The 13,619-nt window shown below is 26.9% G+C and carries 10 protein-coding genes; all 10 read left to right on the top strand.

Features of this window, described 5'->3' with window-relative positions; all coding sequences use genetic code 11:
* The first annotated feature begins 111 nt into the window (after positions 1 to 111).
* The 10 genes from murB (at position 112) to rlmD (ending at position 13,494) form a co-directional block, all read left to right on the top strand.
* Positions 112 to 1,035: a UDP-N-acetylmuramate dehydrogenase gene (murB, locus tag CLOACE_RS01580; RefSeq protein ID WP_070109291.1), complete on the top strand. Its 924-nt coding sequence runs from the start codon at positions 112 to 114 to the stop codon at positions 1,033 to 1,035.
* 161 nt (positions 1,036 to 1,196) lie between these two features.
* Positions 1,197 to 2,081 (top strand): RNase adapter RapZ, encoded by an 885-nt coding sequence (rapZ, locus tag CLOACE_RS01575; RefSeq protein WP_070109290.1) that lies wholly within the window; start codon positions 1,197 to 1,199, stop codon positions 2,079 to 2,081.
* Complete coding sequence (locus CLOACE_RS01570; RefSeq protein WP_070109289.1) at positions 2,078 to 3,406, top strand: gluconeogenesis factor YvcK family protein; 1,329 nt, start codon at positions 2,078 to 2,080, stop codon at positions 3,404 to 3,406. The genes rapZ and CLOACE_RS01570 overlap by 4 nt, the downstream gene beginning before the upstream one ends.
* Positions 3,407 to 3,421: 15 nt before the next feature.
* Entirely contained in the window at positions 3,422 to 4,375 is a 954-nt protein-coding gene (gene whiA / locus CLOACE_RS01565; protein WP_070109288.1) for a DNA-binding protein WhiA, read from the top strand.
* 10 nt (positions 4,376 to 4,385) lie between these two features.
* Positions 4,386 to 7,865, top strand: a complete 3,480-nt coding sequence (locus tag CLOACE_RS01560; protein WP_070109287.1) for a DNA polymerase III subunit alpha — start codon at positions 4,386 to 4,388, stop codon at positions 7,863 to 7,865.
* Positions 7,866 to 8,054: 189 nt separating this feature from the next.
* Positions 8,055 to 9,014 (top strand): 6-phosphofructokinase, encoded by a 960-nt coding sequence (gene pfkA, locus CLOACE_RS01555; protein ID WP_070109286.1) that lies wholly within the window; start codon positions 8,055 to 8,057, stop codon positions 9,012 to 9,014.
* Positions 9,015 to 9,043: 29 nt separating this feature from the next.
* Positions 9,044 to 10,801 (top strand): pyruvate kinase, encoded by a 1,758-nt coding sequence (pyk, locus tag CLOACE_RS01550; RefSeq protein WP_070109285.1) that lies wholly within the window; start codon positions 9,044 to 9,046, stop codon positions 10,799 to 10,801.
* Between the two features lie 251 nt (positions 10,802 to 11,052).
* On the top strand, positions 11,053 to 11,382 hold the full coding sequence (locus tag CLOACE_RS01545; protein ID WP_070109284.1) for a L,D-transpeptidase: 330 nt from the start codon (positions 11,053 to 11,055) through the stop codon (positions 11,380 to 11,382).
* A 66-nt stretch (positions 11,383 to 11,448) separates the two neighbouring features.
* Entirely contained in the window at positions 11,449 to 11,811 is a 363-nt protein-coding gene (locus CLOACE_RS01540; RefSeq protein WP_070109283.1) for a DUF1540 domain-containing protein, read from the top strand.
* A gap of 240 nt (positions 11,812 to 12,051) precedes the next feature.
* On the top strand, positions 12,052 to 13,494 hold the full coding sequence (gene rlmD, locus CLOACE_RS01535) for a 23S rRNA (uracil(1939)-C(5))-methyltransferase RlmD (protein ID WP_070109282.1): 1,443 nt from the start codon (positions 12,052 to 12,054) through the stop codon (positions 13,492 to 13,494).
* Positions 13,495 to 13,619: the final 125 nt, after the last annotated feature.

Below are 13,619 nucleotides of genomic sequence, written 5' to 3'. Positions count from 1 at the left end.
AAGTAATATTTTTAGTATAAATTTTTAAAGTTATTAATAAAATCTTGATTAAGATTTACATTTACATTATACTAAATATGATATAAACTTAGTATTCAAGGAGAATGTATTATGAATCAATATAAAGGTTTTACCATAAAGTTAAAAAAGGTTTTTAAATCAGAAAATATACTAATAAATGAACCTATGAAAAATCATACATCTTTTAAAGTAGGAGGACCAGTAGATATACTAGTTATGCCAGAAACCTATAAAGAAGTACTATTTGTTATAGAATTATGCAAAGAATATAGTATTCCTTATTATTTAATTGGCAATGGATCTAACCTTCTGGTAAGAGATGGAGGTATAAGAGGTGTAGTTATAAAACTATGTAAATTAGATAAAGTAGAAATTAAAGAAAATAAAATAATATCTCAATGTGGTGCATCTATTACTAAAGTTTCAAAAATAGCTCTTGAAAATGAATTAAAAGGATTAGAATTTGCTTGTGGTATTCCAGGTAGCGTAGGAGGAGCAGCTACTATGAATGCAGGAGCTTATGATGGTGATATATCACAGGTAGTAGAAAGAGTAAGTGTTATTGATGATAAAGGAAATGTGTTAAATCTTTCCAATGGTGAGCTTGAATTTGGTTATAGAACAAGTGCTATATTAAAATATAATTATATTGTATTAGAAGTTGTTTTTAAATTAGAAAAAGGAAATTACAATGATATTAAAAATAAAATAGAAGAATTAAGTAAGAAAAGAAGAGAAAAACAACCATTGGAGTTTGCTTCTGCTGGAAGTACTTTTAAAAGACCTAAAGGACATTTTACTGGTAAACTTATAGAAGATAGTGGATTGAAAGGTATGAGAGTAGGAGATGCAGAAGTATCTAAGAAACATGCAGGTTTTATAATAAATAGAGGAAATGCCCATGCAAAAGACATATTAGAATTAATTAATTTTGTTAAAAAAACAGTAAAAGAAGAGTATAATGTGGAACTTGCTACTGAAGTAAGAATAATAGGAGAAGATGTGCAATTCTAGAATTAAATTAATAAGTTTCAAAGAGACTTCGTTTGTGTAATTAGAAGTCTCTTTGTTTATTTATATTTATAAAACAATTATTGGATATTTGTTTAGCTACTAACTATATTTTTCTTATGTTATAATAAAAAAAGTAAATCTATATATAAGGAGAGATAGATATGAGATTCGTTATAGTTACAGGTCTGTCAGGTGCTGGTAAGACTCAAGCTATAAGAAATTTAGAAGATTTAGGTTATTTTTGTGTCGATAATCTTCCTCCAACTTTAATACCTAAGTTTGCAGAGGCTTGTTTTAAAACCGATGGTAGAATTGATAAAATAGCATTAGTTATTGACATAAGAGGAGGAAAATTTTTTGACCATCTATTTAAAAGTTTAAATTACTTGAAAAATCAAGGTTATAAATATGAAATCTTATTTTTAGATGCTTCTGATGAAGTGCTTATAAAAAGATTTAAAGAATCTAGGAGAAAACACCCATTATCTCCAGATGGAAGAATATTAAAAGGTATTGATTTAGAAAGAAAAAAACTTAGAGAAGTTAAAGATAGAGCAGATAATATAATAGATACATCGGAATTTTCTACAAGGCAATTGAGAGAAAAAATTACTAAAATATATTCTGAAGAAGGTCAAATAGAAACTCAATTGATAATAACAATATTATCTTTTGGATTTAAGTATGGTATACCTGTAGATTCAGACTTAGTTTTTGATGTAAGATTTTTGCCTAACCCATATTATATAAAGGAGTTAAAACATTATTCGGGAAATGATGAAACTGTAAAAAAGTATGTGATGGATTTTCAGGTTTCTAAAGTATTTGTTGAAAAATTAGTAGATATGTTAGAATTTCTTATACCCAATTATATAAAAGAGGGAAAAAGACAGCTTATTATATCTGTAGGATGTACTGGTGGAAGACATCGCTCTGTTACAATATCCAATGTTTTATATGAAGCATTAAAACTCAATGGACACAAAGTTAATGTTGAGCATAGAGATATAGAAGAAGATATAAATAAAGGTGGTAAAAAACTATGAAAATAGTTGATTGGCTAAGACCAGGTATTAAAGTAAAAAGATGGATATTATTGGGCTTTATGGGAGTTTTGTTTATTGCTTTTGGAATGATAGAATTTGTAAATAGAAGATTTTATAGCATATATTATATATCTTTCTATGTATTTTTAATAGTATCTGGAGTTTTTATATTATATATTTCTGTTATACAAGGAATGAGATCTATAATAGCTTTAATAAATAAGGGATACTTAAATGTTTCTATAGACTCAAAAAAATTAGAAAACTTAATTTATGAAAAAAGACTTTTAATAAAAGGACCTAAAATTGTAGCTATAGGTGGTGGTACTGGATTATCTACTATGCTTAGAGGATTAAAATACTATACTTCAAATATAACCGCAATAGTAACTGTAGCAGATGACGGAGGTGGTTCTGGTGATTTAAGAGAAGATTTAGGAATGTTACCTCCAGGAGATATAAGAAACTGTATACTAGCTTTAGCAGATACAGAGCCTATTATGGAAGAACTTTTACAATATAGATTTAAAGAGGGAAAATTAAAAAATCAAAGTTTTGGAAATTTATTTTTAGCAGCTATGGATGGAGTTTCTAAAAATTTTGAGGAAGCAGTTCAAAAAATGAGTTCTGTACTTGCAGTAACGGGAAAAGTAATACCTGTAACTTTAGATAATATAGTTTTAAAAGCAAGATTAGAAAATGGTACTATAGTAGAAGGTGAGTCTAATATACCTGAAGAAGTAATTAAAAATGGAAGTAAAATAGAAAGAGTTTTTATAGATCCATATAATGCTAAAGCACTGTCAGAAGCTGTAGAAGCTATAGAAGAAGCAGATGCCATAATATTGGGACCTGGGAGTTTATATACTAGTGTAATTCCAAATATTTTAGTAAAAGATATAGCTAATGCTTTAAAGAAAACCTCAGCTCTAAGAATATATGTTTCAAATATAATGACACAAAGAGGAGAAACTGACGGATTTAATGCTGCAGATCATGTTAAAGCAATTTTTAAACATGCATCAGGTAAAATAATAGATTATGTAGTGGTAAATATAGGAAACATAGAAAAAACATTAGCAGGAAAATATAAAGAAGAAGCATCTAATTTAGTAGAAATAAATAAAGATACACTTAAAGAATTAAATGTAAATGTAATAGAAGGTAAATTTATAAGTTATAAAAATGGATTTATACGACACAACTCAGAAAAATTAGCATCTATTTTAATAGAAACCATAATGGATAAAAAATTATTATCTGATAGAAAAAAGATAATAGAGTACTTCTATTTATCCGAAAGACTAAAAGAAAAAAACAAATAATAGGGGTCGAGAGATATGTCATTTTCACTTAAAGTTAAAAATGAAATTTGTAGAAATGTAAATGTAACTAAAAAAGAAGCTGTTGCTGAATTATCTGCAATAATGAAAGTTAGTGGTACTATATCTTTTAAAGGTAAAGGTGGATGTAGTTTTAAAATTAGCACAGAAAATCCTGCAATAACAAGATTAGTATTTAAATTACTTAAAGAATATTTTCACGTTCATGCTAAGATATTAGTAAAAAAAAGCAATTCATTGAAAAAAAATAATTTGTATATTTTAATAATTGAAGAAAAAGATGATATTAAAGATTTATTGATTACATTAGGAATACTTAAGGAACAAAATGGAATATTTACAATAGATTACAGTATATCTGATAAAATTGTAGAAGATGAAAAAAGCAAAAGAGCTTATATTAGGGGAGCTTTTTTGGGTGGAGGAAGTATAAGCAATCCGGAAAAGACATATCACTTAGAATTTGTAACTCATAATGAAGGATATGCTAAAGAATTAAGTAATTTAATTAATCAATATAAATTATTATCTAAGGTTATTCAAAGAAAAAATAGTTATATAGTATATATAAAAGAAGGAGAACAAATAGTAGATTTATTAAATATAATTGGAGCTCATTCTTCACTTTTACAATTTGAAAATATTAGAATAATGAAGGAAATGAGAAATAATGTAAATAGAATTGTAAATTGTGAAACTGCTAATTTAAGCAAAACAGTTAATGCTGCAGTTAGACAAATAGAAAGTATAAAACTTATACAAAGAGAAATAGGATTGCAAAGACTTCCCAAAAATTTAAGAGATGCAGCGGAATTAAGATTAAAATATTCAGATGAATCCTTAAAAGAATTAGGGCAAATGCTAAATCCACCTGTAGGCAAATCTGGAATTAATCATAGATTAAGAAAAATAGAAAAAATAGCAGAAGAACTTAGAAAAGAAGGGAGGTAGAGTAGGTTTTATGACTAAGGACGATATACAGTGGGTAAGCTTGCATACACATACAGGATATTCTCTATTAGATGGATCAGCTAAAATAAGTGAATTAATAAAAAGAGCCAAGGAACTTGGTATGAAAAGTATTGCTATAACAGACCATGGAGTAATGTATGGTTGTGTAGAATTTTATAAAGAAGCTATTAAAGAAGGCATTAAACCTATTATAGGATGTGAAATATATGTAGCGTCTAAATCTATGTATATAAAAGAAAATAATAAAGAAAATGGAATATACCATCTTGTGCTACTTGTTAAAAATGAAAAAGGGTATAAAAATTTAATGAAAATAGTTTCAAAAGCTTCAATAGATGGATTTTACTATAAACCAAGAGTAGACCATGATTATTTAAAAGAACATAGTGAGGGTATTATTGCACTTAGTGCTTGTTTAGGAGGAGAAATTCAATCTTATTTATTAGATGGTAATAGAAAAAAAGCAATTGAAACAGCTCTATTTTATAAAAATGTATTTAAAGATGGTTTTTATTTGGAATTACAGTACCATGGATTAGAAGAACAGATAAAAGTTAATGAAGAACTCATAAAAATTTCTAAAGAACTAGATATTCCATTAGTAGCTACAAATGATGTTCATTACATAAAAAAGGAAGATTACAAAGCCCATGATATATTACTTTGTATACAAACAGGAAAAACTATATATGATGAAAATAGAATGAAATATCCTTCAGGTGAATTTTATCTTAAATCACCACAAGAAATGTATAAAACATTTTCATATGTATCAGAAGCTATTGAAAATACAGTTAAAATAGCTAGTGAATGTAATTTTGATTATGAATTTCATGTATCTAAACTTCCTAAATTTCCACTACCAGAGGGAAAAGAAGCCTATGAATATTTAAAAGAATTATGCTACAAAGGTTTAGAAGAAAAATATAATAATATATCAGAGGATATTAAAAATAGGTTGGAATATGAATTAGATATAATTAAGCAAATGGGATATGTAGATTATTTTTTAATTGTTTGGGATTTTATAAGGTTTGCTAAAGAAAATAATATAATGACTGGACCGGGAAGAGGCTCTGCTGCAGGGTCTATAGTTGCATATACTTTAGGTATAACAAAAATAGATCCTATAAAATACAATTTAATATTTGAAAGGTTTTTAAATCCTGAAAGAGTATCTATGCCTGATATTGATAGTGATTTTTGTTATGAAAGAAGAGGAGAAGTTATAGATTATGTAGTAAAAAAATATGGAGAAGATAATGTAACTCAAATAGTAACTTTTGGAACTATGGCAGCTAGGGCTTGCATAAGAGATGTAGGAAGAGCAATGAATTATTCTTATGCAGAAGTGGATAAAATAGCTAAAATGATTCCTTCTGTGTTAAATATAAAAATAGAGAAGGCATTAGAATTAAATCTAGAATTAAAAGAAAATTATGAAAGTGATAGAAAAGTAAAAGAATTAATTGATGTTGCTAAAGCTTTAGAAGGATTGCCTAGACATACATCTACTCATGCTGCGGGAGTTGTAATAGCTTCCAAGCCCTTAGTGGAATATGTTCCTTTACAAAAAAATGAAGATAATATAGTTGCACAATTTACTATGGGTACTTTAGAAGAATTAGGACTCTTAAAAATGGATTTTTTAGGACTGAGAACTCTTACAGTTATGAGAGATGCTATTAATATGATAAAAGAAAATAAGAAAGTAAATATAAACTTAGATAATATAAATTTTGATGATAAGAATGTATATAAAATGATAGGAGAAGGAAAAACAGTAGGTGTATTCCAATTAGAATCTGCTGGTATGACGTCTTTTATGAAAGAACTAAAACCTAATTGTTTAGAAGATATAATAGCTGGAATAAGTTTATATAGGCCAGGTCCTATGTCGGAGATACCTAGATATATAGAAAATAAATATAATCCTAAAAAAGTTAATTATGATACACCGGAATTAGAACATATACTAGGTGTTACTTATGGATGTATAGTATATCAAGAGCAAGTTATGCAAATTGTAAGAGATTTAGCAGGATACTCTATGGGTAGAAGTGATCTGGTAAGGCGTGCTATGTCAAAGAAAAAGCATAATATTATGGAGGAGGAAAGAAGAAACTTTATTTATGGAATAGTAGATGAAAATGGGAAAATACAAGTTCCAGGGTGTATAAGAAATGGTATAAGTGAGAAGATAGCAAATAAATTATTTGATTCTATGATGGATTTTGCATCTTATGCTTTTAATAAATCTCATGCAGCAGCTTATGCAGTAATAGCATTTCAAACTGCTTATTTAATGTATTATTATCCCACAGAATTTATTGCTGCTGTATTAAATAGTGTTAAAGATGATAATGAAAAAATAGCTTTTTACACAAGATTTGCAAAAGAAAAAGGCATAGAGTTATTACTTCCAAATATAAATGAAAGTTATGATAAGTTTACAGTAAAGAATAATAAAATAAGATTTGGCATTTCTGCTATAAAAAATGTTGGGAAAAGTGCTATTAAAAGTATAATTAAATCTAGAGAAAGCAAAGGTAAATTTAAAGATTTAGTGGATTTTTGTAATAAAGTAGATATTTCCTCTGTTAATAAAAGAACTATAGAAAGTTTAATTAAAGCAGGAGCTTTTGATTGTTTTGACATTTACAGGTCTCAAATGTTAGCAGTACATGAAAATCTAATAGATGATATAAACAATGACAAAAAGAAAAATATACAGGGACAAATAAGTTTATTTAGCAATATGAAAGATAAAAATATTGAAATAGCTTATCCAGATATAAATGAATTTGATAAAAAATACATTTTATCAATGGAAAAAGAAATGACAGGATTGTATTTATCAGGGCATCCTTTGGAAGAATATAAGGATATATTAAGTACCAAGACTAGTATAAAAATATCTGATATAACTTCTACAGAATCTATAGATGATAATTCATTTAATTATGAAAATAAAATAAAAGATGGACAAAGAGTAATATTAGGGGGAATAATTAATAATATAAATAAAAAACTAACAAGAAATAATAAAATGATGGCTTTTTTAAGTTTAGAGGATTTGTATGGAATTATAGAAGTGATAGTTTTTCCTAATATATATGAAAAAAATAAGTATTTAATAAATGAAGATTCTATTGTAATTTTAAAAGGAAGAATAAATATACAAGAAGATAAGCAACCTATTATAATATGTGAAAATATAGAAATTTTAAATCATGAAGTGAATAAAAAAATATATATATTAATAGAAAAAGAAAATTTGTTGAAAAAAGTAATAAAAGATTTAAAAAAAGATATTGTAATATATAAAGGAAATACTCCAATTTATATATGTACTAAAATAGAAAGAAAAAAGTTTAGAGTAAGTGAGGAATTATGGGTTAATGCTAGTGAAGATTGTATTAAATTTTTAAGTAATAAATTTGGGTGTGACAATGTTAAACTCTTATAATATTTAATTTTGAATATTTACCTATGTTTTGAATCAAAATATATTAAGGGTACTTTTAATTATTTTTATTCAAAACGTAGGTATTTTATATATATCAAAAAAATAAATAACATATATGGTATAATTAAGTTATGGTAATTTGTAAGCAACTGGGTATCAATTAGACCAATGGCATGGGAGGTAATAATTATGAAGTGTATAGGCGTACTTACTAGTGGCGGTGATGCACCGGGAATGAATGCTGCTATAAGAGCAGTGGTAAGAACTGGTCTTGATAATGGTATAAGAGTAATGGGAATTCAAAGAGGATACAGTGGCTTAATAAATGGAGAATTATTTGAAATGGATAGAAGAAGTGTAGCAGATACTATACAAAGAGGAGGAACTATACTTAGAACAGCAAGAAGTAAGGAATTTAAGACAAAAGAAGGAAGAAAAAAAGCTGTTAATATATTAAAAGCTTTTGGAATAGATGGATTAGTAGTAATTGGAGGAGATGGCTCTTTTAGAGGTGCTTCTGAGCTAGCTAAACAAGATATATGTACAATAGGTATTCCAGGAACTATAGATAATGATTTGACATATACAGATTATACAATAGGATTTGATACAGCAATAAATACTGTTTTAGATGCTATAAATAAGATAAGAGATACCTCTACTTCTCATGGTAGAGTTAGCATAATAGAAGTTATGGGAAGAAATTGTGGAGATATAGCATTATATGCTGGACTTGCTGGCGGTGCAGAAAGCATAATTGTTCCAGAGAAGAATTATGACTTAAACGAATTATGTAAGACTATATTAGAAGGTAAAATAAGAGGAAAAAGGCATAATCTTATTCTTTTAGCTGAAGGAGTAGGAGGAGCTGATGAGTTAGCAAAAAAAGTGCAAGAAATAACTAGCATAGATACAAGGGCAACTATATTAGGTCATATTCAAAGAGGGGGAAGCCCAACTTGTATGGATAGAGTATTAGCTTCTCAAATGGGATATAGAGCAGTGGAATTATTATTTGAAGGCAAGACTTCTAGAGCCATTGGAATAAAATTTGGAAAAATAATAGATGAAGATATAGAAGAAGCATTGAATATGCCTAGAAATTTTAATGAAAAATTATATCAAATAGCTATGGCATTATCCTATTAAATTTTAATATATAAAATGGAGGATTGAAAATGCAAAAAACAAAAATGATTTTTACAATAGGACCTGCTAGTAAAAATGAAGAAACTATTTCTAAATTAATAGAAGCTGGCATGAGTGCTTCTAGACATAATTTTTCTCATGGCACTTATGATGACCATGGATATGCAATAAATTTAGTAAGAAGAATTTCAAAAAAGTATAATAAATCTATAGCGGTGGTGTTAGATACTAAAGGTCCTGAAATTAGAACTGGAAATTTTAAAAATAGTAAAATAGAATTAAGAGAAGGAAATGAGTTTACTTTTTATTGTGGAGAAGAAGTTGTAGGAGATGAAAATAAGTGTTCTATAACTTATGATAATTTAAATAAAGATGTAAAAGTTGGAGATAAAATATTAGTTGATGATGGTTTGTTAGAATTTGAAGTAAAATGTATTAAAGAAAATAAGATAATTTGTTTAATAAAAAATAATGGAATTATTTCAAATCATAAAGGAGTAAATGTACCAGGTGTATCAATATCTTTACCTTCATTAACACATAAAGATATTGAAGATTTAAAATTTGGATGTGAAATAGGAGTAGATATTATAGCTGCTTCCTTTATAAGAAAAGCATCGGATGTACTTTCTATAAGAAAAACTTTAGAAAAAAATGGAGGAACAGGTATACAAATATTTTCTAAAGTAGAAAATCATGAAGGTGTAAATAATATAGATCAAATAATAAAATTTTCAGATGGTATTATGATAGCTAGGGGAGACATGGGGGTAGAAATACCTATAGAAAAGGTACCTATAATTCAAAAAGAAATAATAGAAAAATGCAATAAAGTAGGGAAACCTGTTATAACAGCTACACAAATGTTAGATTCTATGATAAGAAATCCAAGGCCTACTAGAGCAGAAGCTTCTGATATAGCAAATGCTATATTTGATGGAACAGATGCAATAATGTTAAGTGGTGAAACAGCAAATGGCAAGTATCCAGTAGAAGCAGCTAAAACTATGTCTAAAATAGCTGAAACTGTAGAGCAAAATTTAGATTATGAGGCTATTTTTAATAAAAAAAGAGAATTACATATTCAAAATGTACCTAATGCCATAAGTGTTGCAACTTGTACTACTGCTTCTGAATTAAATGCTTCAGCTATTATAACTGCTACTCAAAGTGGAAATACTGCTAGAATGGTTTCAAAATACAGACCTAAATGTCCAATAATAGCAGTTACTCCTAAAGAAAATGTAGCTAGAAAGTTAGCATTAAATTGGGGAGTTTTTCCGTTACTTACTACTCAGAAAGATTCCACAGATGAATTAATAGATACATCTGTAAATATAGCTTTAGAATCTGGATACGTAAAAAAAGGAGATTTAGTAGTTATAGCAGCGGGTGTACCAGTAAATTATACAGGCTCAACTAATTTACTTAAAGTTCATTTAGTAGGAGATGTATTGGTTCAAGGAAAAGGAATAGGAACAAAAACTAGTTATGGAACAATAAAAGTTGTAAATTCCCCAGAAGAAGCTTATGAATTAGTGGAAAAAAATGATATTATAGTTGTAAAAAATTTGGATAAAGGATATATTCCTTTAATAGATACAATATCTGGTGTTATATCAGAAGAAGGAGGATTAACTTCTCATTTAGCTATTGAATGTATATCTAAAGAAATTCCTGTTATATGCAAAGCAGGAGAAGCTACAAAAATACTAAAAACTGGATCATTTATAACTATGGATACGCCAAGAGGTATTGTATACAATGGAAAAATTAATATTAAGTAAAATATTTTTTAAAAAATTAAAAATTTTCATTGTAATTTTATAGAATTTTAATGTATAATAGAAAATTGTATGGTTAAAATAAATAAAATGATATAGTATATTAGAGGCAACTGATTTTTAACTTATAGCACCTTTTAGGTGCTATTTTTTTGGAAACATTTAAAAATATGTATTTAACTATAAATTAAATACAAATATTACTTTTATGCATAATATATATTAATAGCAATAAAATTTTGAAAGGAAGTATTATGTATAAAATAATAATTATTATATCTGAGAGAATGTTATATATTTATAAAGATATGACATTAATAAAATACTATAAAATAGCCATAGGAAAACCTAGTACACCTACTCCAGTAGGTAATTTTAAAATATTGCAAAAAATTAAGAATCCAGGTGGACCTTTTGGCACTAGATGGATGAGGTTTTATAAATCTTATGGAATACATGGAACCAATAATCCTTCTTCTATAGGCAAAGATGTATCAAATGGATGTGTAAGAATGTATAATAAAGATGTTGAAGAAGTATATGATTTAGTAACTATAGGAAGTCCAGTACAAATAATAAATTAAATTTTAGTATAAAATACTTTAAAAGAAAAATACTATAGATAGAAAAACTATTTTGGAGGGATTATAATGAGTGCTGAATTAATTTGTAGTGCAGCTAATTGTGTATATAATTCCAATGGATTATGTTCAGCTAACAATATAAGTGTAAAAGGCAGTACTGCTCACAGTAGTACTGGAACAGAGTGTAACACTTTTAAAGAAAAAGGTTTTAAGAATGCAATTACTAATGTTGCTAATATGAATGTGCCAGGAGAAATAAGACAGGTATTTTCAAAAGATAGTATAGAAATGAGTCCTAATATTAGATGTGAGGCAGTAAATTGTATTTATAACTCTAATACAGATTGTAATGCTTCTAATGTGCAAATCCATGGACCTGGTGCTGATAAAAGTTGTTATACTCAATGTGAAACATTTAAGGAAAAATAGAAAACATTTATTTTAAATTTAATTAATAAGCTGCTTAGATTATATTTACTAAGCAGTTTATTTTTTATTCAACAACTTAATGAAATTTTATTAGCCTCAATCATTAATTTTGAAAGTATATGTTAAAATAGATAACTTCATAAAAAATCATTTTTTATGGTAAAATATAAAAAGTGTAATAGATTAAATAAGTAAAATATATTTTTATAATTTATATAAAAACAGGTGGTGTTTTGTTTTATGAAAAAAAAAGTACCAGTAGAAAAAGGTAAATGCTATAATTTATATATAACTAGTATGGGATACAAAGGAGAAGGAGTAGGTAAAATAGATGATTTTACTGTATTTGTAAAAAATGCTATTGTAGGAGAGAAAGTAAAGGTTAAAATAACAAAGGTTAATAAACGATATGCTTTTGGAGAATTATTAAAAATAGAAAATTATTCCCCGTATAGAGTTAAACCTAAATGCCAGACATATAATAATTGTGGAGGATGTAATATACAACATATAAACTACAATGCACAGTTAAATTTAAAGAAAAAAAGAGTAGAGGAAGTATTAACACGTATAGGAAATATTGATGTAAGTGGAAATGAAAAAAATATAGTTAAAGATGTTATTGGAATGAAGAACCCATATAATTATAGAAATAAAATACAGCTTCCTATAGGAAAAAATAATAATAAAGTTTCTATAGGATTTTACAAAGAAGGTACTCATGATATAGTAGATTTAAAAAAATGTTATATACAAGATGAAGATGCAGATAAAATAATTAATATAGTAAAAAAGTGGATTATTGAATTTAATATAAATGTTTATAATGAAGTAGAAGATTCAGGTTTAATAAGACATATTATGATTAGAAAAGGATTTAAAACTAAAGAAATAATGGTGGTTATAGTAACAAGGGAAAATAATTTGCCATATAAAAAAGAATTAATAAATTTATTAAGAGATAATGTGGATGATATTAAAAGCATTATTCAAAATGTGAATAACAAAAATACAAATGTAATATTAGGAGAAAAATGTGAAACTTTATGGGGAGAAGATTTTATAGTAGATTATATAGGAAATTTTAAATTTAATATATCACCATTATCATTTTTTCAGGTAAATCCTATTCAGACAGAAGTACTTTATAATAAAGTGCTAGAGTATGCTAACTTAACAGGAAATGAAATAGTGTTTGATGCATATTGTGGAACAGGTACAATTTCTTTATTTTTATCACAAAAGGCAAAAAAGGTATATGGTGTAGAGATAATACCTCAAGCTATAGAAAATGCTAATATTAATTCTAAAGAAAATAATGTGAATAATGTAGAATTTATAGTAGGCAAATCTGAGGAAATAATACCACAACTTATTAAAAAAGGAATAAAGGCAAATGTAGTTGTAGTAGATCCTCCAAGAAAGGGATGTGAAAGTAATTTATTAGAAACTATAAGTAGTATGAATCCTAAAAAAATAGTATATGTTTCCTGCGATCCTGCTACTTTAGCTAGAGATTTAAATATTTTAAGCAATTTTGAATATATAGTTAAGGAAATACAGCCAGTAGATATGTTTCCTCAAACGAGCCATGTGGAGACGTGCGTACTACTATATAATAAGGAATATTACGAGAAAGAAGTTAAGGGGAAAGTGAAGGCTGAAGTGGTGACGGAAGTATAAATCGATATTTATGTATTATAAAGGGCATCTAGTTTCGAAGCTAGGTGCTTTTTTAGTGCGTAAATAACAGAATGTAAATATAATTCCATTAATTTCATCAAAGTAATTGACTTAGACAATAAATA

Source organism: Clostridium acetireducens DSM 10703, from assembly GCF_001758365.1.
GTDB classification, from domain to species: Bacteria; Bacillota; Clostridia; order Clostridiales; family Clostridiaceae; genus Clostridium_C; species Clostridium_C acetireducens.
Note: the sequence above shows the minus strand (reverse complement) of the source record. Positions and strands in the feature narration are given on the sequence as shown.

Excerpts from the sequence above, each read along its gene's own strand:
- murB (WP_070109291.1), top strand. The coding sequence starts at position 112 with ATGAATCAATATAAAGGTTTTACCATAAAGTTAAAAAAGGTTTTTAAA.
- rapZ (WP_070109290.1), top strand. The coding sequence starts at position 1,197 with ATGAGATTCGTTATAGTTACAGGTCTGTCAGGTGCTGGTAAGACTCAA.
- CLOACE_RS01570 (WP_070109289.1), top strand. The coding sequence starts at position 2,078 with ATGAAAATAGTTGATTGGCTAAGACCAGGTATTAAAGTAAAAAGATGG.
- whiA (WP_070109288.1), top strand. The coding sequence starts at position 3,422 with ATGTCATTTTCACTTAAAGTTAAAAATGAAATTTGTAGAAATGTAAAT.
- CLOACE_RS01560 (WP_070109287.1), top strand. The coding sequence starts at position 4,386 with ATGACTAAGGACGATATACAGTGGGTAAGCTTGCATACACATACAGGA.
- pfkA (WP_070109286.1), top strand. The coding sequence starts at position 8,055 with ATGAAGTGTATAGGCGTACTTACTAGTGGCGGTGATGCACCGGGAATG.
- pyk (WP_070109285.1), top strand. The coding sequence starts at position 9,044 with ATGCAAAAAACAAAAATGATTTTTACAATAGGACCTGCTAGTAAAAAT.
- CLOACE_RS01545 (WP_070109284.1), top strand. The coding sequence starts at position 11,053 with ATGTATAAAATAATAATTATTATATCTGAGAGAATGTTATATATTTAT.
- CLOACE_RS01540 (WP_070109283.1), top strand. The coding sequence starts at position 11,449 with ATGAGTGCTGAATTAATTTGTAGTGCAGCTAATTGTGTATATAATTCC.
- rlmD (WP_070109282.1), top strand. The coding sequence starts at position 12,052 with ATGAAAAAAAAAGTACCAGTAGAAAAAGGTAAATGCTATAATTTATAT.